The following is a 21,408-nucleotide window of genomic DNA, read 5'->3' as shown; positions in this document are numbered from 1 at the left end:
CAGCCTTGGCGTAGGTGGCCCGGCGCTGTTCCTGCGAGTCTATTTGCCACTGCTGCTGCCCGGCACGCTGAGTGCCGCACTGCTGGTGTTCGTCGACGTGCTCAAGGAAATGCCCGCCACCCTGCTGATGCGCCCGTTCGGCTGGGACACCCTCGCAGTGCGGGTGTTCGAGATGACCTCGGAAGGCGAGTGGGAGCGCGCCGCGCTGCCTTCGCTCGCCATCGTCGTTGCCGGTATCATCCCCATCATTCTCATGACCTGGCGCGGAGCGCATTCCCATGGCTGAATTGATCCTCGATTCGGTTTCGCAGTCGTACGCCAAGCGGCAAATCATCGCCGACCTCAGCTTCACCCTGCCGGAAGGCGCGATCGGCTGCCTGCTGGGCCCGTCGGGATGCGGCAAGACCACGGCGCTGCGCTGCATCTCCGGCTTCGAGCCGATCCAGAGCGGCGAAATCCGCATCGGCGGCGAAGTCGTCAGCCGCCCCGGCTGGATGCTGGCCGCCGAAAAACGCCGTATCGGCATGGTGTTCCAGGACTACGCGCTGTTTCCGCACCTCAGCGTGGCGGACAACGTCGGCTTCGGCCTGCGTAATGACGCCAGAGCCGCGCGCCAGGCACGCATCGACGAATTGCTCGTACTGGTGGGACTGACGGCGCACGCCGATCAGTATCCCCACCAACTGTCCGGCGGCCAGCAGCAGCGCGTCGCGCTGGCGCGCGCGCTGGCGCCGCGGCCGCGCCTGATCCTGATGGACGAGCCGTTCTCCAACCTCGACGTGGAACTGCGCGAACGCCTGTCGATCGAGGTACGCGACATCCTCAAACGCGAAGCCACCACCGCGCTCATCGTCACCCACGACCAGCACGAGGCGTTTGCGCTGGCCGACTGGGTCGGCGTGATGCACCAGGGCCGCATCCAGCAATGGGATACGCCCTACAACCTGTATCACGAACCGGGCAACCGCTTCGTCGCCGATTTCGTCGGCCAGGGTGCGCTGGTGCCGGGAGAGGTGATCAACGACCACCAGGTGGAAATCGAGCTCGGCGTGCTGGAAGGGCACATCCCGGTCGATTGCGACGCCAGCGGCTGCGAACAATGCGTACGCAGCTGCCACGTCGACGTGCTGCTGCGCCCGGACGACATCGTCCACGACGACGACAGCCTGCTGCTGGCCGAAGTCGAAAACAAGGCCTTCCGCGGCGCCGACTTCCTCTACACGCTGAAACTGCCGAGCGGCCAGCACGCACTGTCGCTGGTGCCATCGCACCACAACCACGCCATTGGCGAAAGGATCGGCATCAAGCTGGCGGTCGACCACGTCGTGGCGTTCCGGCGCGAGTAACCGCTCGTCCATGCTGCCCTCTCCGCTGCGCAGCTTGATGTTCAATGTGGGGCTTGGCTTCACCTCCGCCCTGTTGCTGATGCTGGCGGTGATCGGGCTGGGAGTCACCCAGATGGAGCATCTCAACGCCGAGCTGGCCAATGTGGTTTCGGTCAACAACGTCAAGACCCGGCTAGCCTCGCGGATGCGCGACACCATTCGCGACCGGCAGATGCTGATGCACAACATCGTAATCGCCGTCGATCCCTGGGAAAAGGACGCACTCTTCATGCGGTTCCAGGATTACGGCGAACGCTACGCCAAAGACCGCGGCCAGCTGGGCACCATGCTCAGCACGCCGGACGAGAAACTGCTGATGGATGAACTCGACATCCTCACCTCCTTCAACCAGCCGATCATGTTCAACGTGGTCCAGGCGGCGCTCGACGAGAACAATTACGACGCCCTCAAGCAGTTGCAGGAGGAGGCCATTCCCCTGCAAAACGAGTTGATGGAATCGCTCAACAACATGACCAGCCTGCAGCGCGAGGCCAACGAAGCGGCGCTCGTCAAAACCTTCACCGCCTATCAGGCCACCCGTAACCTGATGCTGGTGCTGGGCATCAGTGCAACCCTGCTGGCGACCCTGGTTGCGGTGCTGGTCAGCCGCCGCATGCTGACGCAGACGCGCCAGCTCGAAACCGAAAAGCAGAAATACCAGACCCTGTTCGAAACCAACTCCGACGCCGTCGTCATTCTCGACGACAAGGGCTTCACCGACTGCAACCCCGCCACGCTATCGCTGTTCGGCATGGATTCGGTCGCCACCTTCCTCGGCAAATCCATTTCCCAGCTTGGCACGCCGCTCCAGGCCCATGGCATGAGCGCCCACGATCACGCCACGCAGGCGATCCGCCAGGCACGCAGCCAGGGGCATGCGGTGATGGACTGGCAGGGGCGTCGCCAGGACGGCTCCGTGTTCTCGGCCGAAATCGCCATGCACGCAATGCAGCTGGAAGGCAGGCCGGTGATCCAGGCGATCATGCGCGACGTGTCCGAACGCCGTGCCGCCGAGGCCGCCAAGGAAGCGGCGCGCGAAGCCGCCCTGCAAATGGCGCATGCCAAATCGGGGTTCATCGCCAACGTCAGCCATGAAATCCGCACCCCCATGCACGGTATCCTGGGGATGAGCGGATTGCTGCTGAAAACCCCGCTCGACGGACAACAGCGCGAATACGTGGCGACCCTGAAAAGCTCGGCGGAAGGCCTGCTTACCATCATCAACGACATCCTCGACTTTTCCAAAATCGAGGCCGGCAAACTGGCCATCGAGCAGGTCGCCTTCTCACCGGCAGCGCTGGCGCAGGGGGTGGTTACGCTGTTTCAGGCGCGCGCACTGGAAAAGAACCTGCACCTCAAGCTGACCCTGCCCGATGCGCCGCCCGCCGCCCTGCTGGGCGACCCTACGCGTATCCGCCAGATCCTGCTCAACCTGGTCGACAACGCCATCAAGTTCACGCACCAGGGCGAAGTCGAATTGCGCGTGGCGTTCGAAGCGGCGGAGGGTGCGGTCGATTGCCTGTTCACCGTCCAGGACAGCGGCATCGGCATGAACGCCGAAACGCAGGCGCGCCTGTTCCAGGCCTTTTCACAAGCCGACTCGTCGACCACGCGACGTTACGGCGGCACCGGCCTGGGGCTCGCTGTCAGCAGCCAGCTCGCTGAGTTGATGGAGGGACAGCTCACGGTCGAGAGCGCGCCAGGCAAGGGCAGCCGCTTCACTCTGGCGCTGCGCCTGCCGGCAACGACGCTGCCGCTGGTTGAGCTGCCGATGCAGGCCGCCATCCAGCTGCAGGGGCGCATCCTGGCCGTGGAAGACCATCCGGTGAACCAGAAAATGCTGGCGCACCAGCTACGCGAAATGGGCTTGCAATATGCCATTGCCGCCAGCGGAACGCAGGCGCTGGACATGCTGGAGAAAGAGCGGTTCGATCTGGTACTGATGGACTGGCAAATGCCGGAAATGGACGGGCTGGACGCCACCCGGCAGATCCGCCGGCTGCCGACCGACGTCCGCCATATCCCTGTCATCGCGCTGACCGCCAATGCCAACACCGATTTCCGCGAAGTCTGCCTCGCGGCCGGGGCGAACGATTATCTGAGCAAGCCCTATACCGAGGCTGCGCTGGCGGCGTTGCTGAAGCAATGGCTGCCGCAAGCCGGGCCTGCCACCCCCCGCGTTCCGCTGCTCGACCTGCCCGCCCTGCATGCACGCTACCCCGGCAATCCGGAGCTGGTAAACGATCTGGCCGCGGTCTTCGCCAGCACCACCGAGGCCAGCCTGGCGGCGTTGAAGCGCGCGATCGAGCAGGGCCATGCCGAATCATGCCGCAAGGAAGCCCATGCCCTGAAAGGCGCCGCCGCCAGCGTGATGGCCACGGCCATCCAGCAGGGTGCCGCCCGTATCGAAAGCAGCGTGCAACGGGGTGATTTCGTTAGCGCCGCCGCCGAGCTGGCGGCACTGGAAAACACCTTTCACAGTCATGCCTGACCGCGCATTGACGCACGCGCTGCAGCGTGCGTAGGATGAGAGGGTCACAGCCCAGGAGACACGCCATGCTGCGCATCCTTTCATTCGTCCTCGCCTGGCTTTGCAGCCTGCCGGCGCTCGCCGCCGAGCCGCCCGTCGCCCCTGTCGAGCGCGACCCGCAGGCCGCGCCAGCCCAAGGCTGGATCGGCGTCGAGCCCACGCCCTACGGCCCGATGCTGATCCAGCAGGCGTCGCCCCCGCCCTATCGGGACTACCAGATGAATCGTATTTTGACGCCCGAGGAAAAGAAACGCTGGCGGCAAACGGTGATGCCCATGATGGCCAACATGGCGCAGATGGATCCGCGCGAAACGATGAACCACTTCGCCGTCAAGTACAAGGCCAAACCGGGCGTGTCGTTCGACGAAGTGGTCGAGTCGATGATGCTGCGCGCCAACCAGGTAAATATGAAGTTCGTCGGCAGCAATTTGCTGTGGAAGGATTTTCAGGCCATCCTGGGAGACTACGACGCGCCGCGCGTCGAAGTGTTCAGCTTCTGCGACATCGCGATTGGCCGCGAATTGCTGAAGATCATTCCGGAAATGGTGGTTTTTCTTCCCTGCCGCATCGCGGTGATGGAAGACGCCGACAAAAACATCTGGGTGATGATGATGGACTGGGATGTGACCGCGCTTCAGCTGGTAGGCAACTGGAAAGGCATCCCCGCGGAGCTGCGCAAGGATGCCATCGAAATCCGCGAAAAGCTGGAAAACGTGATGCGCGCCGGCGCCAACGGCGAACTATAAACGCCGCGCGCCCACGGCAAAAAAAACTGAATGCCCGCCGCCCCGGCGGGATGGCACCATACGGGATTCGCAACCAACCCGTGCACAGCTGCATGCCCTCTTCCCCGTTCGTCTCGCTCGCATCGCTGGAACAGGATTTTGCCGGCGGGCTCGCCGCGATGCTGGACAAGCACCGTGGCCTCGGCGTCTACATCCTTGTGCTCGCCAACGCCGCCTACGATCCGACCCTGTGGGCACGGCTTTCCCCTGCACTGGCCAAACGCCATGCCGAACTCGCCGCCGAACTGACCGCCACCCTGCGGCGTGCTGACAAGCTCGCCGAACCCGACGACGACGTGATGGTGTTCCTCAAGCTGAACCTGATCGGCTTCGACCACCTCGGTCGCCTGGAAAGCCGCCGCGCCGGACCATGGGAGGTGATGTTCAATCCCGTCCGCTCCCTGCGCCCGCCGCGCATCAGCGGCCAGCAATTCGAAGGCTTGCAGCGCCCTTTCGACGCCATGGGCTTTCATTTCAACAAGCCCTTCCTCGCCAAGGAACTGCTGTGGGAAGGCAATCTCGCCGGCAAGCCGGTGCGCCTGCTGTACAACAAGTTCCCTTTCGCCCGCCTGCACGGCTTGCTGGTGCCCGAGCCCTTGCGCCAGGCGCCGCAATATCTCACACCGGAACGGCACGGCTGGGCCTGGGACATCTGTGCGCAATCCAGTGTGCCCGGCCTCTGTCTCGGCTACAACAGCACCGGCGCTGGCGCCTCGGTCAACCATCTGCATTTCCAGAGCTTCGTGCAAACAACTCCGCTACCGATACAGGATGCATGTTTTTCCCACAATGGCGGGATCAAGCCCTATCCGCTTCCCTGCCGGCGTTTCACCGATGCCGAGCGCGCATGGATTCACATCGACGAATTGCATCAACGCAGCCTCCCTTACAACCTCGTCTACAGCAAGGGAGGGCTTTATCTCGTCGCTCGCATACCGCAGGACAGCCATACACTCAGTCCGCAGAACCGCGGCTATGGCTGGAGCGAAATGGCCGGCGCCGTCACCCTGTTCAGCCGGGAGGCGTTTGAAGGCTTGAGCGCGACGGAGTTCGCAGCGGAACTGGCGGCTTTTGCGCCCTGATCCGGGCGCGCCGGGCCTACAGTTCGATCACCTGCCCCTGCCGCAGAGCCTCCAGTCCCCAGTCCGGGGCGGCGGCGCGCAACTCGTTCATGATCGCCGACTCATTACCTGGCTTCAGGTGGGTGATCCAGACCTCGGGACGCACACTGAGCAATTGCAGTTCCGCCGCCAGCGAATCCGGCCAGTGATGCTTCGAGTCCCTGGCGATCTCAGCCAGCGCATTCTCGAACGAGGTTTCGATGATGAGGTGGCGCAGGTCGGGAATCGCATTGAGCGCGGCGACGAAGGCGTCGCTGTGCGCGGTGTCGCCGCTGAACACCAGGCTGCCCGCTGCTGTCGCCAGATGAAGGCTGCACGCCGGCACCACGTGATTCGCCGGCAGCGGCCGGAACGTGCGCCCCTTGAGGGTAAGCGCCGCACCGAAATCCAGCGGAGAAAAACGCAGCCACGGCGCCTTCTCGCTCGGGATCTTGCGGAAATCCGGCCACAGCTGCCAGTTGAAGAGATGGGTGGACAGCACCTCCAGCACCGCAGGCAGCGCATGCACCGTCAGCGGCGTGCCGCGCAGGTCGCCGACGCTGTCGAGCAAGAGCGGCAGGCCCAGCACATGATCGAGGTGGGCGTGGGTGAGAAACACATGGTCGATCTTCACCATCTGTTCGAAGTCGAGCGTGGTGAGGCCGCTGCCGGCGTCGATCAACGCGTCGTCGTCAACCAGCAGGCTGGTGGTGTGGCGCCCGCTGCCGATGCCGCCGCTGCAGCCCAATACGGTGAGTTTCATCGCTGTTTTATCGTGGTTATTTGGCTATTTGGCTATTTGCTTGTGTAGACGAACACGCCGTCCCAGTCGGCTGGGGGCGGCTCCGCGTGGAAATGCGCGATGCGCTCAAGGTAGACATCGTACAGCGTGCGCGGCGCGCGGTGGTTGAGCGCGGCGAGCGCCGCCTCGGCGGCGGCCCAGTCCTGCGCCCGATAGTGCGCGAGTGCGGCTTCGAAATCGGCGGCATCCCGGCGCACCGATTCGGCAAGGCCGGCGCTGGGCCCCAGCGGTTCGTAGATTGCCACCGGGTTTTCCTTGCCCTTGACGCGCACGTCGTCGACCTTCATGAAGGCGTGCGCCGGATCGGCGTCGACCGTGGGCTGGGTGACCAGGATGCCGACGCCGTATTGCTTGGTGATGCCTTCGAGGCGCGAACCGAGGTTCACCGCGTCGCCCATCACCGTGTAGGCCATACGGAATTCGGAGCCCATGTTGCCGACGCTCATGCGTCCGCTGTTGACACCGACGCCGATCTTGACTTCCGGCCAGCCACGCGCGGCGAACTCCCGATTCAATTGCGGCAGCGCAGCCTGCATGTCGAGCGCGGTCTGCACCGCGCGGCTGGCGTGGTCGTTCAAATCGACCGGTGCGTTCCAGAACGCCATGATGGCGTCGCCGATGTACTTGTCGATGGTGCCGCGTTGCTGCTGCACGATGCGCGTCATGGTCGACAGGTAGGCATTGAGCACTTCGGCAAGTTCGGCCGGCGGCAGCTTTTCGGAGAAGTTGGTGAAGCCGCGGATGTCGGAGAACAGCACCGTCATGTCGCGCGACTGTCCTTCCATCGTGTAATGCGCGGGGTTCCGGCTCATTTCGGTCGCCAGCTCGGGCGGCACGTACTGGCCGAACAGTTTGGTGATCTGGCGCTTGCTGCGGGTGGCGGCAAAAAAACCGTAGGCAGTGTTGAGCGCATACAGGCCGAACAGCGTCAGCATCGGCGCCGCCATCGGCACCACCATGAAGCGCGACCATGCTGCGCCATAGGCGGCCAGCAGCAATGCCAGCAGCGCAATGCTGGCAGCCAGCCCGATGGCCGGCCCGAACCGCAGCAGCACCGCCGTCAGCAGGGCGCCCAGCAGCAGCACGGCGATCAGCCGCGCGTCGTCCGCCCACGGCGGCGTGGCGCGGGTGGAACCGTCGAGCATGCCGGCGATCAGGTGGGCATGGATCTCGACCCCCGGAAAGGCGTTGGAAAACGGCGTCACGCGCAGGTCGGCCAGTCCCGGCGCGGTCGAGCCCAGCAGCACGATGCGGTTTTCCAGCTGCTCCAGCGGCGCCTTGCCGTCCAGCACCTGAGCCACTGAAAGGTAGGGGAAAGGCGCACCGGAACGGTACGGCACATGCACGCTGCCGTCCGCGCCGAGCGGGACGCGTAGGCCGCCCACTTCCACCCATGGCGCAACGTACTGCCGCCCCAGCAAGGTCTGCCGATCGACGCCGGCATGGACCGGCTCGCCGCCGAACGCCACCCGCAGGGTGGCAGCCGACAGCGCCAGGTAGTAGCCTGCGCCATACGGGCTGACCAGATTCATCTGGCGCGCCGTGCCATCCGCGTCGGCCCGCATGTTGAAAAATCCCGCGCCCTGGGCCGCGTTCTGGAAAACGGCCAGATTCGCGCCGTAGCCCGTGGGCGGCGGCATGCCCGGCCGCAGCGGCGCGAACGCCGCGGCCGGCAGGGACGGCGGCGGCAACACGCCGGTTCTGGCATCGCCGTAGCCCTGCGGAATGAAGTAGTAGCCCAGCGACAGCGGGCGTTCGGCGAGCACCTGCGCAAAGCGGGCGTCGTAATCGAGGCGCGGCGCAAGCCGTTCGAGCGCCGCCCGGAAATCGCGGCTGCCCGCCAGATCGCGCTGCGCCAGTTGTTGAAGGGTGGCGAGCCCCGAGCTGGTGTCGGGTTCGGCAAACACCACGTCGAAGCCGACCGCCGCCACGCCATAGCGGTCGAACAGCTGCCCGACCAGCGTACTCATGGTGTCGCGGCTCCACGGCCAGCGGCCGAGGCTTTTCAGGCTGGCCTCGTCGATGTCGAGGATGGCGATGCGGTCGTCCGCCCCGGTGGGCGCGGTGCGCTTCAGCCAGGCGTCGTACAGCCAGGCCTCGGCGCGCTGCATGGGCGCGATGTGGATCAGTCCCGCGACGTGCGCCGCTATCAGCAGGACAAACAGCGCAGACAGCCCGGGCTGCGCCAGCCTGGATAAAACGCGCTTCACCGAATGCGGTAGAAACGGTCGGCCAGATCCTTGCCGCGAACGGCATCGAAACGCCCACCCACGGCTTCACCCAGCGCAGCGAGCCGGTCGGCCGGATGCGGATGGGTTTTGTAGAGCAGGCTGGTGCGGTTGTCCTTGGCGGGCAGCCCCGCCATGTCCTGCAGCACATCAGGCAGGCCCCACGGGGTATAGCCCGCGCGTGCGGCATACACGATGCCGATGCGGTCGGCCTCGAATTCGGCATTCTTGTCGAGCCCGCGCGCCATGATTTCGGCACCATTGCCGATCAGGTTCTGTACCGCCTGATCGCTGTCCTTCGCCTTGCTGCTGGCGACCTGCCCCAGCGCACCGATCAGGCTGGATTGTTTCAGCACCTTGAGATGATGCTTCTGGCTGACATGGGCGATTTCATGCCCCAGCACGCCGGCCAGTTCGGCCTCGTTGTTGAGACGCCGGTACAGGCCCTTGGTCACGAACACATAGCCCCCGGGCGCGGCAAAGGCGTTGATGTCTTCGGTGTCGAGCACGCCGAAGTGCCAGGCAATGTCCTTGCGCCCGCTCTGCAGCGCCACCCAGTTGCCCACCAGGTTGACGTAGCGTTGCAGTTTGTCGTCGCGCACCAGCGGCACCGCGCCCAGCAGGTTGCCCGAAATCTGCTTGCCGATGCGTGTTTCCTCTTCGAGGGTGTAGTCGCCGAACAGGGCAAACCCCAACTGCCGGGCATCGATTTTCTGTTTGGCCGGAGGCGGGGCGGCGGCGGCGCCTTGCGCAGTGGCGGGAGCCTGACTGGGCGCCTGCGCCGGCTGCTGCGCAGGCGCCGGCTGGCTTTGCTTGTCCTTGTTCAACTCCTGCTTGATGCGCTCTTCCAGCAGTTTCCCCAGATCGAGCCCGGCGGACATCCCGCTGAAAGAAGCCAGCGACACCGCCAATACCATCAGTTTGATTTTCATCAGTTGTTCTCCCACGGTGACGACGCCTGCTGAGGTTTGGGCTCGGGCAGGCCGGGCACATTGACCGCCGCCAGGCCGGACTGGCCGGCAAAACTTCTGGCCTGTGCGGTCGTCGCCTCCCAGTTATCCAGCCGCGCCAGTTCGTCGCCATTGAATTTGGCCTGCTTCAAGTCTTCGTCGTTCAGGCCGCGCAAACCGGCCACCGCGACCACGCGACTGGGATCCGACCTGGTGGTGGCGGCGCCCACCACGTCGCCCAGCCCCGCGCCGCCGATCCCGCCTGCCCCGGCGCGCACCGACAGCAGGCGGATCCAGCCGGTGGTTCTGCCCGAGCTCACGCGCAGCCAGCCGCCCTGTTTGGCGAGGATGTTGACGCTGGCGCCCTTGGCCACGTTCCCCGTCGCCGTGGATGTTGCGCTGGGCTGACTGTAGAGTTTGTCGTTGCGCAAGACCGTGCCGGACGCAGCCCAGGCGGATGCGGCGCTCACGCACAGCATCAATGCCGCTGCCGGGATCAGGAATTTTTTCATGGTGTGTCTTCTCCGTCTGAAGCAAAACTGTATGGCCTGCCACCCGATGGCGCAAGCGCCTTTGATGACGTTATGATGCCGCGATGAGTTTTCTTGCGGCTTCCATCGAATCGCTCGGCGCCAAGGTTGCCGGCTGGTTCACCGTCGGCTACGGCATGTTCGCCTTTCTGGCCAGGGCCGCTCTGCTGCTGCTAGACCGCACCACCTGGAACCGTGCCACCTTCGACGTGGTAGTAAAACAGGTCTACTTTACCGCGGTGCAGATTCTGCATGTTTTCCTCGGCTACGCACTGGTCATTTCGTGGCTCATCATCACCATCATCCTGTCGACCGCACGCGATTTCGGCCTCACCGAATTCGCCAGCGAAATGACCATCCGCGTGCTGGTACTGGAACTGTTGCCCTTCCTCACTGCACTCTTCATCGCGCTGCGCTCCGGCAGCGCCATCAACACGGAAGTCGCGCTGATGCAGGTCAATAACGAATTGGATGCGCTGGCACATTGCAAGGTTCCGCCGATGCAGTTCGAGTTCCTGCCACGGCTGATCGGCGGCGTCATCTCGGTCGTCACCCTGGCAAGCCTCGCCGGTCTGCTCGCACTGCTGATGGGCTACCTCGCGATTTACGGTACGAACGCAGCGGGTTTTGCGCCATTCACCCAGACCATCGCCAAGATTTTCGACTTCAAGATCATGGCCGGGCTGCTCGTCAAGTGTGCGCTGTTCGGACTGGCCGTCACCCTGATTCCGGTCACCGCCGGCCTGGAGACGCCGAAAAAGCTCTTCATGGTTCCGGTCTCCGTATTGCGCGGCATGATGCGGGTGTTCTTCGCCATCGTGGCGATCGAGGTGGTGTCATTAGCGCTCAAATACGTCTGATCCCGTTTGCCGACCGTACTGCGCTGCTGGCAGCGGTCGCCGCCCTGCCCGACGACGTGGCGCGCGTTGCGCCCGATCTACCGCTGCGTGCCAACCTGTCTGCGCTCGACAACATCGCGCTGATCCCGCTTTATCAGCGCCATTACAGCGCAGCGGAATCGAACCGCCAGGCCCGGCAATTGCTGGAACAGCTCGGCCACGCCGACATCGCGCTGCTGCGCGATCCCGACATGACGGCGGCACAGCGCTTCATCGCCAAGTTGGCGCGTGCGCTCATCCTCAAGCGCCCCCGCCTGGTCATCGACCACCCCGGCGCCATGCTTTACGATGTGCCCTACCCGGACTTCATCCGGCAACTGGCGGCGCAGGAAGAGATGGCCGGCATCTGGGAAATTTACGACTTCAGCTGGAACCAGACTCTGTACAACCAGACACTTCATCCGGAATGAACAAACTGCATTTCAAAGTAGGATTGTTTGCGGCGGCCTCGCTGCTGCTGGCGGGCGCCTTCATTGTTTATCTGCTGCATGCGCGCGGATTTTTTGAAGACACCTTCCACCTGCAGCTGGCGGCATCGAGTGCCGATGGCGTCGCGCCCGGCGTGCCCATCGTTTTTTCCGGCATTGAAATCGGCAGCGTCACCACGCTGGGGTTGAACGACGCCGGCGGCATCGTCATCCATGCCGAATTCCGCGGCCGCAACGCCAAATGGCTGAAGCAGGACAGCACCTTCACGCTGGACAAGCCTCTCGTCGGCGGCGCCAAGATCCGCGTCGACTCGCCCGACCTCAGCGCGCCCGCCCTGCCCGACAATTCCACCATGCTGCTGCTCTCGTCCGACGTCAGCAAGGAGATTCCGCTGCTGGTCGAACGGGTCAAGGCGATTCTGGCCAACGTCGAGCATCTCACCCGCAAGGATGGCGAAATCAATGCCACGCTGGCCAACGTGAAGACCGTGACCGGACGCATGACCGGCGAATACGGGATGCTCGAAGGCGTGCTCGGCAGTCCCGAAAAAGCCCGCGCCGTCACCGATTCGCTCGACAAGACCCGCGCCCTCATCGGCAAACTCGACAGTCTGGCCCTGAAGCTGGACGGCATGGCCGGCAAAACCGACCAATGGCTGTTTGCGCCCAACGGCGTGGCCGAGCACACGCGCGAATCGCTGGCCCAGGTGCGGCTGATGCTGGACGATGCGCAATCCAGCCTGAAGAAAGCCGACGCCCTGATGACGAACGCGGTGGCGATTTCCGCCGACCTCAAGGACGGCACGCAGGATATCGCCAGGCTGCGCGCGGAGATCGACGATGCGGTGCGCAAGGCCAACGCGCTGGTCAACGAGATCAACAAGAAGTGGCCGTTTGCGCGCGATCCCGAGGTGAAACTGCCATGAAGACCCTGCTCGCACTCGCCGGTCTGGTCCTGCTCGCCGCCTGCGGCAGCGGCGGCCCGCCGCCGCCCGACTGGAAAACCGATGCGGCCGACCTGATCGGGCGCTACCAGAAGCATGCGCTGATGGGCGAAAACAGCCTGGCCGAGCGCTATTTCCAGCAGGCCGTCGCCGCCACCGGCGGTGCCGGCCGCGTCGCCGAGACCGCGCGCCTGTGGCTGGTGCGCTGCGCCACCCGCCGCGCCATGCTGATCGACGATGCCTGCACCGAGTATGCCGAGCTGGCGCCGCTCGAACCCAACGCCGCCGATCAGGCTTACTACCATTTCGTCACCCTGCGCTGGGACGCCGTCGCAACGGCCCAACTGCCCAGCCAGCACCGCGATCTGGTGAGCGCAGCGGCCGGCAAGCGGCACCAGGTGCTCGGCAGTATCGAGGATCCGCTGGCGCGCCTGCTCGACGCCAGCCTGCTGGTGATGCGCCGGGAAGCCGATGCCGCCACGCTGGCGCTGGCCGCGGAAACCGCTTCCGCCCAGGGCTGGCGGCAACCCCTGCTGACCTACCTGAAGCTGCAGGAAAAACAGGCCGCGGCCCGGGGCGACACCGCTGAACAGGCCCGGCTTGCCGGACGCATCCAGCTGGTCGAGCAGAGCCTCGCGCCGGGCGACAAATAAAACCCGTCTTCAAACGCGGGCCATCGCTACATTCCTCGACCGCATTCTTGCACCGCATTGGGTGGCGACGCGGGCGGCGTCGGGTTTGCGTGGCAACCGGGCGGGCATGCCTGCCGGGCCGCATTGACAAGCCTGCACGGCATGATTAACGTGCAGCCTCGGAGAATTTCTTCTTCGTACATACAAATAAGTTGTAACCCAACACTCAATCAATAAAAGGAGGAGGTACCATGAAATACACGTCAATCGCACTGGCCGCCCTGGCCGCATTCGCCACCGCTGCGCACGCCACACCCGCCATGATGTCCACCGAGTGGACCGCGCAGGCTTGCGACGCCTGGAACAAGGACGCTGCCCTGACCGGCGGCCTGGGCGACAAGTGGATCAAGAACGACAAGGAGCGCGGCTACAAGATCATTCACCTGTATCGCACCGACTGCGGCGAGGCAACCCAGACGGAGCTGAAGATCGTCCACAAGGACGGCAAAGCCATGTGCGTCTACGGCGGTGCGGTGCAGAACGCCAAGATGGACTACGCGGTCGACTACACCATGCACGCCACCACCGAGCGCTGGAATGAAATGGGGGCGGGCGAATACGGCCCGATGAAGGCGATGATGTTCGGCCGCCTCAAGTTCACCGGCCCGAAAATGGAAGCCATGAGTGTGATGGGGCCGTTCGAGGCCTTCCTGCGCCTGCCGGGCAAGATTCCCGGCGACCAGGCCTGCCCTGCCAAGTAAGCTTGCCGAAGTCGTAAAAAAGCCGGGGACCTTCCCGGCTTTTTTTACGTCAGTGCATCAGGGGATGGTGCCGGGCACATGGCCGGCAACCGGTTCGGCAGGATTTCCCGCCGTCCGCTCAACTAAAGGGGGCCGTATTCACCAGCTTCGTGAGCAGCGAGACCAGTCGGCGGATCTCGGTATCCGTCAGCGATCGGCGCAACCAGTCGCCTATAACCGCATGCAGTTCCGACATCGCCTTCTCCAGAACCGGCATCGCCTGATCGGTGAGCGCAACGGGCTTGACGCGGCGGTCGGCATCCTGCATCGAGCGGGTGACCAGGCCCCGCGCTTCCAGTTGCCGCAACACCTTGGTCAGTCCGCCGGAGGTGATCAACACCGTGCGTTGAATATCCGATGGCGTCAGCGCATGAGGCGGCGGGGTGCGGCGCAGGCTGGACAGCACATCGAATTCGGCCGGACTCAAGCCGTTGGCGGCCATGACCCTGGCCACGCGGGAATGTTGCGCCGTGTAGGCCTGCGTAAGGGCGAGCCCCAATGGCAGCATCTGCGCATCGTAGGATTCGGGCCAGTGCTGGCGATGCATCTCAAGGGGATTGGCGGTTCTTTCGGCCATGTCGTGGCGCTTACTCATGGAGCGACAATGGTATTAATTATCTTGCTAGACAGATAATAATGCAATATGCTTTATCGGCTGAAGCGGCTATCAATGCTAGATGCTAGTGACCGTACGGGCACGCCGTTTTGCCGCCCTGCTTCAAGCCCTGCAGCACGAATGAACGAATGCGCTCTATCCTAATCCTATCCAACGTCCACCAAGGCCAAGACCGATGATTGCCCATCCCGAGCCCGCCCCCAGCCCCCTCCAACCAGGATTGTCCATGTCCAGGCCGGTCAGCCTCGTGCTGCTGAGTGCCCTATTGCTTGCGGCCTGCGGCAAAACGGAACCTGGCGCCGCTCCCGCTGCCGCGGCTCCTGCCGTGACGGTGGTGACGGTGCAGCCCGAATCGGTGCCGGTGACAGCCGAACTGCCTGGACGCACGTCGCCTTATCTGGTGGCCGAATTGCGGCCGCAGGTGAGCGGCATCGTCAAGCAGCGCTTGTTCAAGGAGGGCAGCGACGTCAAGGCGGGCCAGGTGCTGTACCGGATCGATCCGGCAACGTATCAGGCGGCCTACGACAGCGCCCAGGCCAACCTGGCGCGGGCCGAGGCGAATCGGGAGGCGGCGCGGCTGAAAGCCGGGCGCTACGCCGAACTGGTGAAGATCGAGGCAGTGAGCGCCCAGGCCAACGACGAAGCGCAGGCAGAGCAGAAACAGGCGCAAGCCGAAGTCGGCGCGGCGAAGGCGGCGCTCGACAAGGCGCGCGTCGATCTCGATTACACCCGCGTCGCTTCGCCCATCGCCGGCCGCATCGGGCGCTCGACGGTGACCGCGGGCGCGCTGGTCACCGCGAACCAGGCCGCGGCACTCGCCACCGTGCAGCAACTCGATCCGATCTATGTCGACCTGACGCAGTCCAGCGCCGAACTGCTGGGCCTGAAACGCAGCCTCGATTCCGGCAAGCTGCAGCGCGCATCGGGCAACACGGTGCCGGTGAAACTGGTGCTGGAAGACGGCAGCCTCTACGGCGCCGAAGGCCGGTTGGCGTTCTCGGAAGTGACGGTCGACCAGGCTACCGGCAGCGTGACGCTGCGCGCGCTGTTCCCCAATCCGAAAGGCGAATTGCTGCCCGGCATGTACGTGCGCGCGCGGCTGACGCAGGGCGTGAACCGCGATGCCGTGCTGGTGCCGCACGCGGCGGTCAGCCGCACGCCGCGCGGCGAGGCGCAGGCGATGGTGGTGAATGCCGAAAACATCGTCGAGCCGCGCACCGTCAAGGCAGAGCAGTCGGTCGGCGACAAGTGGGTGGTAACCGAAGGCCTGGCCGCCGGCGACCGCGTCGTCGTCGAAGGCTTGCAGAAGATCAAACCGGGCGCACCGGTGCAGGCGCAGGAAGCCGCGGCTGCAGCGGCGCCCGCGGCGAAGTGAGGTAACGGACCATGGCCCGCTTTTTCATCGACCGGCCCATCTTCGCGTGGGTCATCGCCATCGTCATCATGCTCGCCGGCGGGCTGTCCATCCTGACGCTGCCGGTGTCGCAGTACCCAGCCATCGCGCCGCCCACCGTCGCGATCAACGCCTTCTATCCCGGTGCCTCGGCGAAGACGGTGGAAGACTCCGTTACCCAGATCATCGAGCAGAAGATGACCGGCCTCGACAACCTGCTCTACATGAGCTCGTCGTCAGACTCCTATGGCCGCGCCACGACCACGCTGACCTTCGACGCCGGAACCGACCCCGACATCGCCCAGGTGCAGGTGCAGAACAAGCTGCAGATCGGTCTGCCGCTGCTGCCGCTGGCGGTGCAGCAGCAGGGCGTGCAGGTGGCGAAATCGACGCGCAACTTCCTCCTGGTGCTCGGCTTCGTCGCCAAGGACGGCAGCCTAAGCCGGGAGGATCTCGCCGACTTTCTCACCGCCACGGTGCAGGATCCGCTGTCGCGGGTGACCGGCGTCGGCGAGGTGCAGGTGTTCGGCGCCCAGTACGCCATGCGCATCTGGCTCGACCCGGCCAGGCTGACCAACTTCAAGCTCACGCCGGCCGACGTGCAGGCCGCGCTGCGGGCGCAGAACGCCCAGGTATCGGCCGGCCAGCTCGGCGGCACGCCGGCGGTCTCGGGGCAAGGTTTCACCGCGTCGGTCACGGCGCAGAGCCGGCTGCAGACCGTCGAGCAGTTCGAGCAGATCCTGCTCAGGAGCTCGGAACAGGGCGGCGAAGTGCGCCTCAAGGACGTCGCCCGCGTCCAGATCGGCGCCGAGAACTACGGCATCGTCGGGCGCTTCAACGGCCAGCCCGCCTCCGGCATCGGCATCAAGCTCGCCGCCGGCGCCAATGCGCTCGAAACGGCGGACGCTGTGCGCGCCAAAGTCGAGCAGATGAAGCCCTACTTCCCCGCCGGCATCGAGGTGGTGGTGCCCTACGACACCACGCCCTTCGTCAAAATTTCCATCATGGGCGTGGTGCAGACGCTGGCCGAAGCGATTCTGCTGGTATTCCTGGTGATGTATCTGTTCCTGCAGAACTTCCGCGCCACCATCATTCCGACCATCGCCGTGCCGGTGGTACTGCTCGGTACCTTCGGCGTGATGGCGGTGTTCGGCTTTTCGATCAACACCCTGACCATGTTCGGCCTGGTGCTCGCCATCGGCCTGCTGGTCGACGACGCCATCGTGGTGGTCGAGAACGTCGAGCGCGTGATGAGCGAGGAAGGCCTGTCGCCGAAGGAGGCGACCAAGAAGTCGATGGGCCAGATCACCGGCGCGCTGGTCGGCATCGGCCTGGTGCTGTCGGCCGTGTTCATTCCGATGGCCTTCTTCGGCGGTTCCACCGGCGTCATCTACCGCCAGTTTTCGATCACCATCGCGGCGGCAATGGGGCTGTCGGTTCTGGTGGCGATCATCTTCACCCCGGCGCTGTGCGCAACGATGCTGAAGCCGATAGAAAAGGGCCATGAACACGGCGAGGGAGGCTGGTTTTCCGGCTTCTTCCACTGGTTCAACGGCATGTTCACCCGCAACACCGAGCGCTATGAATCGGCTGTCGGCAAGATCCTGCAGCGCAGCTTCCGTTTCCTGGCGATCTATGCCGCGATCATCGGCGTGCTGGCGCTGTTGTTCATGCGCATGCCGACCGCCTTCCTGCCGGAGGAGGACCAGGGCGTGATGTTCACCCAGATCATGCTGCCGGCCGGCGCGACCCAGGAACGCACCGTCGAGGTGCTGAAGAAGGTCGAGCATCACTTCCTCGTCAACGAGAAGGACAACGTAAGGTCGATCTTCACCGCGGCCGGCTTCAGCTTCGGCGGCAGCGGCCAGAACATGGGGCTCGGCTTCGTCGGCATGAAAGACTGGGACGAACGCCGGGAACCGGGGCAGGACGTGCAATCGGTCGCCGGCCGCGCGATGGCTGCGTTCTCGCAAATCCGCGAGGCGATGGTGTTTGCCTTCGCACCGCCGGCGGTGATCGAACTCGGCACCGCGAGCGGATTCAACGTCCAGCTGCAGGACCGCGCCGGCCTCGGCCACGACGCGCTGGTCGCGGCGCGCAACCAGTTCCTCGGCATGGCCGCGCAGGACACGCGCCTGGTGGGCGTGCGCCCGAACGGCCAGGACGATGTCGCCGAGTACCAGCTCGACATCGACCATGCCAAGGCGGGCGCGCTCGGCGTTTCGGTAGCGGATATCAACGACACGCTCGCCACCGCCTGGGGCGGCACCTACGTCAACGACTTCATCGACCGCGGCCGCATCAAGAAGGTGTACCTGCAGGCCGACGCCGAGGCGCGCATGAAGCCGGAGGATCTGGCCAAATGGTACGTGCGCAACAAGCAGGGCGACATGGTGCCGCTGTCGGCGTTCACCACCGCGCACTGGGCCTACGGCTCGCCGCGGCTGGAGCGTTACAACGGCCAGCCGTCGATCGAGCTGCAAGGCCAGGCCGCGCCCGGTCTGTCGTCGGGCGAAGCGATGGCGGCGGTCGAGGAAATCATCGCCAAGCTGCCGTCCGGCATCGGCTACGAATGGACCGGCACCTCGTTCGAGGAGCGCCGCAGCGGTTCGCAGGCGCCGGCGCTGTACGCGCTGTCGCTGCTGGTGGTGTTCCTGTGCTTGGCGGCACTCTATGAAAGCTGGTCGGTGCCGTTCGCGGTGATGCTGGTGGTGCCGCTCGGCGTGCTCGGCGCGCTACTCGCCGCGACCGGGCGCGGCCTGTCGAACGACGTCTACTTCCAGGTCGGCCTGCTGGCCACCATCGGCCTGTCGTCGAAGAACGCGATCCTGATCGTGGAATTCGCCAAGGCGCAGATGGAACAGGAAGGCAAGGATCTGATCACGGCGACGCTGGAGGCGGTACGCATGCGGCTGCGCCCGATCCTGATGACCTCGCTCGCCTTCGGCCTCGGCGTGCTGCCGCTGGCGATCGCCACCGGCGCCGGTTCGGGCAGCCAGAACGCGATCGGCACCGGCGTGCTTGGCGGCACCATCGCCGGCACCGTGCTCGGCCTCTTCTTCATCCCGCTGTTCTACGTGGTGATCAAGCGGATATTCAAGGACAAGCCGCAAGCGGAAGGCGCCGCCCCCGCGGCCGCCCCGCAGGAGGCCAAATGATGCCCCCGTTACGCACCCTGACCGTCGCCCTTGCCGCCGCCCTGGCGAGCGCCTGCAGCCTGATCCCGGATTACCAGCGCCCCGCGGCGCCGGTGCCGGCAAGCTTCCCCGACGCAACGCAGGCTGCCGCGGCAACACCGGCGGCCGACACCATCGCCTGGCGCGACTACTTCGCCGACGAGCGGCTGCGCGAGGTGATCGCGCTGGCACTCGCCAACAACCGCGATCTGCGGGTCGCCGCGCTCAACATTGAGAGGGCGCGCGCGCAGTACCGCATCCAGCGCGCCGACCTGTTCCCCGCGATCGGCGCCAGCGGCAGCCAGACCGCACAGCGCCTGCCGGGCGATCTGAGCAGCAGCGGCGAGGCCGACGTCGCCCGCCAGTACAGCGCCACGATAGGCTTTGCTGCCTACGAACTGGATTTCTTCGGCCGTATTCGCAGCCTCAACGCGCAGGCCTTGGAAATTTACCTCGGCACCGAAGAAGCGCGCCGCAGCGCACAGATCAGCCTGGTGGCGGAAGCCGCCAGCGCCTGGCTGATCCTCGCCGCCGACCGCGAGCGCCTGGCGCTGGCGCGCAGCACCTACGAGACGCGGCAGAAGTCCTACGATCTGACCCGCCGCAGCTTCGAAGCCGGCGCGGTCTCGGCGCTCGATCTGCACCAGTCGCAGACGCTGCTGGAAAGCGCCCGTGCCGACGTGGCGCGTTACCGCAGCTTCGTCGCGCAGGACGAGAACGCGCTCGCACTCGTCGCCGGCGCGCCGGTGCCCGCCGAACTGCTGCCCGCCACGCTCACCGACAGCGTCAGCGCGCTAGCCGAATTGCCGGCCGGCGTGCCTTCCGACGTGCTCGCCCGCCGCCCCGACATCCTGCAGGCCGAACGTGCGTTGCGCGCAGCCAATGCCAGCATCGGCGCCGCACGCGCGGCCTTCTTCCCGAGCATCAGCCTGACCGCTGCCGCCGGTACCGCCAGCAGCACGCTCGGCGGCCTGTTCGACGGCGGATCCGGCACCTGGAGTTTCATGCCGCAGATCCGCATCCCGATTTTCGAGGCCGGCCGCTTGCAGGCGAGCCTCGACGTGGCCGAGGTGCAGCGCGACATCAACGTGGCGCAGTACGAGAAAGCCATCCAGAGCGCGTTCCGCGAAGTGGCCGATGCCCTCGCCGAACACGCCACCCTCGCCGAGCAGCTCGATGCGCGGCGGCGCCTGGTCGAAGCCACCGCAGCCGGCTTCCGCCTGTCGGAAGCGCGCTACAAGGGCGGCGTCGACAGCTACCTCGGACTGCTCGACGCACAGCGTTCACTCTACGGCGCCGAACTGGACCTGATCGGCGTGCGCCTGTCCGAGGCTGCGAATCGCGTGGCGCTGTACAAGGTGCTTGGCGGCGGCTGGCGATGAGTTGCACCCTCCGCTAGTATCGTTGTGCCGGTTCATGCCGGCGCGGTCCGCGCATGCGCACCGTCATGAATGCGGCCGCAGCATCCCGTCCTGTGCCGAATGGAGCTCGACATGAAACGACTACCTACCTGCTTTCTGTCCCACGGCGGCGGCCCGTGGCCGTACCTCACGGGTGAGCTCCGTGCGCACTATCGCCTGCTCGAAGCATCTCTGCAGGCGCTTGCGCGGGAACTCGGCGACCAACCCCGCGCGGTCCTGATGATATCGGGCCACTGGGAGGCGAGTGAATTCACCGTGATGGCGAGCCCGCGCCCGCCCATGGTCTACGACTACTACGGTTTTCCGGAGCACACCTACCATGTCCGCTACGATGCGCCCGGCTCGCCCGAACTGGCCGGCCGCGTGAAGAATCTGCTCGAAGCGGCGGGCCTCGGAGCCCGGCTCGATGCGAATCGCGGCTTCGATCACGGCTGTTTCACCCCGATGGCCGTGATGTATCCGGAAGCCGACGTCCCCATCGTGCAACTATCGCTGAAGACTGGCTACGACCCGCAAACCCATCTTGCTGCAGGCCGGGCGCTCGCGCCTCTGCGCGACGAAGGCATACTGATCGTCGGCAGCGGCTTGAGTTATCACAATCTGCGGGAGTTCGGCGAGCAGGCCAAGACGGCATCGGAGGCATTCGATGAATGGCTGCAGGAGACCCTCGTGCGCACGCCGCCCGGCCAGCGTTCGCAACGCCTGCTGCAATGGGAACACGCGCCATCGGCCCGGCGCGCCCATCCGCAGGCAGACCACTTGATCCCGCTGATGGTGGCAGTTGGCGCA

General features: G+C 65.2%; 18 protein-coding genes and 1 pseudogene. 14 read left to right on the top strand and 5 right to left on the bottom strand.

Annotation, left to right across the window (positions count from 1 at the left end):
* The 5 genes and pseudogenes from Q0L94_RS06235 to Q0L94_RS06215 form a co-directional block, all read left to right on the top strand.
* A pseudogene (locus Q0L94_RS06235) lies at nucleotides 1-286 on the top strand (iron ABC transporter permease); the annotation flags it as partial.
* Nucleotides 279-1,346 carry an ABC transporter ATP-binding protein gene (locus tag Q0L94_RS06230; RefSeq protein ID WP_296751327.1) on the top strand — a complete coding sequence of 356 codons (1,068 nt, stop codon included), beginning with the start codon at nucleotides 279-281 and terminating at the stop codon, nucleotides 1,344-1,346. The pseudogene Q0L94_RS06235 and the gene Q0L94_RS06230, both read left to right, overlap by 8 nt.
* 10 nt (nucleotides 1,347-1,356) lie before the next feature.
* Nucleotides 1,357-3,876 (top strand): ATP-binding protein, encoded by a 2,520-nt coding sequence (locus tag Q0L94_RS06225; RefSeq protein WP_296751323.1) that lies wholly within the window; start codon nucleotides 1,357-1,359, stop codon nucleotides 3,874-3,876.
* A gap of 65 nt (nucleotides 3,877-3,941) precedes the next feature.
* Nucleotides 3,942-4,661, top strand: coding sequence for a DUF302 domain-containing protein (locus tag Q0L94_RS06220; RefSeq protein WP_296751320.1), 720 nt, complete (start codon nucleotides 3,942-3,944; stop codon nucleotides 4,659-4,661).
* Nucleotides 4,662-4,753: 92 nt separating this feature from the next.
* Nucleotides 4,754-5,782: a hypothetical protein gene (locus tag Q0L94_RS06215; protein WP_296751317.1), complete on the top strand. Its 1,029-nt coding sequence runs from the start codon at nucleotides 4,754-4,756 to the stop codon at nucleotides 5,780-5,782.
* Between the two features lie 16 nt (nucleotides 5,783-5,798).
* Here the strand turns inward: Q0L94_RS06215 and Q0L94_RS06210 are convergent, their stop codons facing one another.
* The 4 genes from Q0L94_RS06210 to Q0L94_RS06195 are packed head-to-tail and all read right to left on the bottom strand — an operon-like array spanning nucleotide 5,799 to nucleotide 10,292.
* Complete coding sequence (locus tag Q0L94_RS06210; RefSeq protein ID WP_296751314.1) at nucleotides 5,799-6,563, bottom strand: 3',5'-cyclic-nucleotide phosphodiesterase; 765 nt, start codon at nucleotides 6,561-6,563, stop codon at nucleotides 5,799-5,801.
* Between the two features lie 32 nt (nucleotides 6,564-6,595).
* The gene (locus Q0L94_RS06205) at nucleotides 6,596-8,812 is read right to left on the bottom strand and encodes an adenylate/guanylate cyclase domain-containing protein (RefSeq protein ID WP_296751311.1); all 2,217 of its coding nucleotides are present in this window, start codon (nucleotides 8,810-8,812) and stop codon (nucleotides 6,596-6,598) included.
* Entirely contained in the window at nucleotides 8,809-9,762 is a 954-nt protein-coding gene (locus Q0L94_RS06200; RefSeq protein ID WP_296751309.1) for a M48 family metalloprotease, read from the bottom strand. Before Q0L94_RS06200 ends, Q0L94_RS06205 begins: the two co-directional genes overlap by 4 nt.
* On the bottom strand, nucleotides 9,762-10,292 hold the full coding sequence (locus tag Q0L94_RS06195) for an SH3 domain-containing protein (protein WP_296751307.1): 531 nt from the start codon (nucleotides 10,290-10,292) through the stop codon (nucleotides 9,762-9,764). The genes Q0L94_RS06200 and Q0L94_RS06195 overlap by 1 nt, the downstream gene beginning before the upstream one ends.
* Before the next feature lie 83 nt (nucleotides 10,293-10,375).
* On the opposite strand from Q0L94_RS06195, the gene Q0L94_RS06190 reads away from it, so the two are divergent.
* From Q0L94_RS06190 to Q0L94_RS06170, 5 genes are all read left to right on the top strand, one after another.
* Nucleotides 10,376-11,170: an ABC transporter permease gene (locus tag Q0L94_RS06190; RefSeq protein ID WP_296751304.1), complete on the top strand. Its 795-nt coding sequence runs from the start codon at nucleotides 10,376-10,378 to the stop codon at nucleotides 11,168-11,170.
* A 56-nt stretch (nucleotides 11,171-11,226) separates the two neighbouring features.
* Complete coding sequence (locus tag Q0L94_RS06185; RefSeq protein WP_296751302.1) at nucleotides 11,227-11,619, top strand: hypothetical protein; 393 nt, start codon at nucleotides 11,227-11,229, stop codon at nucleotides 11,617-11,619.
* Nucleotides 11,616-12,563 (top strand): MlaD family protein, encoded by a 948-nt coding sequence (locus Q0L94_RS06180; RefSeq protein ID WP_296751299.1) that lies wholly within the window; start codon nucleotides 11,616-11,618, stop codon nucleotides 12,561-12,563. Before Q0L94_RS06185 ends, Q0L94_RS06180 begins: the two co-directional genes overlap by 4 nt.
* Nucleotides 12,560-13,234, top strand: coding sequence for a hypothetical protein (locus Q0L94_RS06175; protein ID WP_296751297.1), 675 nt, complete (start codon nucleotides 12,560-12,562; stop codon nucleotides 13,232-13,234). The genes Q0L94_RS06180 and Q0L94_RS06175 overlap by 4 nt, the downstream gene beginning before the upstream one ends.
* 230 nt (nucleotides 13,235-13,464) lie before the next feature.
* Nucleotides 13,465-13,974 carry an SCP2 sterol-binding domain-containing protein gene (locus Q0L94_RS06170; protein WP_296751294.1) on the top strand — a complete coding sequence of 170 codons (510 nt, stop codon included), beginning with the start codon at nucleotides 13,465-13,467 and terminating at the stop codon, nucleotides 13,972-13,974.
* Nucleotides 13,975-14,092: 118 nt separating this feature from the next.
* Here the strand turns inward: Q0L94_RS06170 and Q0L94_RS06165 are convergent, their stop codons facing one another.
* Complete coding sequence (locus Q0L94_RS06165) at nucleotides 14,093-14,590, bottom strand: MarR family transcriptional regulator (RefSeq protein WP_296751292.1); 498 nt, start codon at nucleotides 14,588-14,590, stop codon at nucleotides 14,093-14,095.
* A gap of 265 nt (nucleotides 14,591-14,855) precedes the next feature.
* Between Q0L94_RS06165 and Q0L94_RS06160 the strand changes: the two genes are divergently transcribed.
* The 4 genes from Q0L94_RS06160 to Q0L94_RS06145 all read left to right on the top strand — a co-directional run.
* Entirely contained in the window at nucleotides 14,856-16,004 is a 1,149-nt protein-coding gene (locus tag Q0L94_RS06160) for an efflux RND transporter periplasmic adaptor subunit (protein WP_296751289.1), read from the top strand.
* Between the two features lie 11 nt (nucleotides 16,005-16,015).
* Nucleotides 16,016-19,180, top strand: a complete 3,165-nt coding sequence (locus Q0L94_RS06155; RefSeq protein WP_296751287.1) for an efflux RND transporter permease subunit — start codon at nucleotides 16,016-16,018, stop codon at nucleotides 19,178-19,180.
* The gene (gene adeC / locus Q0L94_RS06150; protein ID WP_296751329.1) at nucleotides 19,180-20,580 is read left to right on the top strand and encodes an AdeC/AdeK/OprM family multidrug efflux complex outer membrane factor; all 1,401 of its coding nucleotides are present in this window, start codon (nucleotides 19,180-19,182) and stop codon (nucleotides 20,578-20,580) included. The genes Q0L94_RS06155 and adeC overlap by 1 nt, the downstream gene beginning before the upstream one ends.
* 111 nt (nucleotides 20,581-20,691) lie before the next feature.
* Nucleotides 20,692-21,408 (top strand): class III extradiol ring-cleavage dioxygenase (locus tag Q0L94_RS06145; protein ID WP_296751284.1); only part of this gene is annotated, 717 nt, incomplete at its 3' end.

This window comes from Thiobacillus sp., from assembly GCF_024708915.1.
This window is presented reverse-complemented; position numbering and strand designations above follow the sequence as displayed.

Coding starts and splice junctions, on each gene's coding strand:
- Q0L94_RS06230 (WP_296751327.1), top strand. CDS start 279: ATGGCTGAATTGATCCTCGATTCGGTTTCGCAGTCGTACGCCAAGCGG.
- Q0L94_RS06225 (WP_296751323.1), top strand. CDS start 1,357: ATGCTGCCCTCTCCGCTGCGCAGCTTGATGTTCAATGTGGGGCTTGGC.
- Q0L94_RS06220 (WP_296751320.1), top strand. CDS start 3,942: ATGCTGCGCATCCTTTCATTCGTCCTCGCCTGGCTTTGCAGCCTGCCG.
- Q0L94_RS06215 (WP_296751317.1), top strand. CDS start 4,754: ATGCCCTCTTCCCCGTTCGTCTCGCTCGCATCGCTGGAACAGGATTTT.
- Q0L94_RS06210 (WP_296751314.1), bottom strand. CDS start 6,563: ATGAAACTCACCGTATTGGGCTGCAGCGGCGGCATCGGCAGCGGGCGC.
- Q0L94_RS06200 (WP_296751309.1), bottom strand. CDS start 9,762: ATGAAAATCAAACTGATGGTATTGGCGGTGTCGCTGGCTTCTTTCAGC.
- Q0L94_RS06195 (WP_296751307.1), bottom strand. CDS start 10,292: ATGAAAAAATTCCTGATCCCGGCAGCGGCATTGATGCTGTGCGTGAGC.
- Q0L94_RS06190 (WP_296751304.1), top strand. CDS start 10,376: ATGAGTTTTCTTGCGGCTTCCATCGAATCGCTCGGCGCCAAGGTTGCC.
- Q0L94_RS06180 (WP_296751299.1), top strand. CDS start 11,616: ATGAACAAACTGCATTTCAAAGTAGGATTGTTTGCGGCGGCCTCGCTG.
- Q0L94_RS06175 (WP_296751297.1), top strand. CDS start 12,560: ATGAAGACCCTGCTCGCACTCGCCGGTCTGGTCCTGCTCGCCGCCTGC.
- Q0L94_RS06170 (WP_296751294.1), top strand. CDS start 13,465: ATGAAATACACGTCAATCGCACTGGCCGCCCTGGCCGCATTCGCCACC.
- Q0L94_RS06165 (WP_296751292.1), bottom strand. CDS start 14,590: ATGGCCGAAAGAACCGCCAATCCCCTTGAGATGCATCGCCAGCACTGG.
- Q0L94_RS06160 (WP_296751289.1), top strand. CDS start 14,856: ATGTCCAGGCCGGTCAGCCTCGTGCTGCTGAGTGCCCTATTGCTTGCG.
- Q0L94_RS06155 (WP_296751287.1), top strand. CDS start 16,016: ATGGCCCGCTTTTTCATCGACCGGCCCATCTTCGCGTGGGTCATCGCC.
- adeC (WP_296751329.1), top strand. CDS start 19,180: ATGCCCCCGTTACGCACCCTGACCGTCGCCCTTGCCGCCGCCCTGGCG.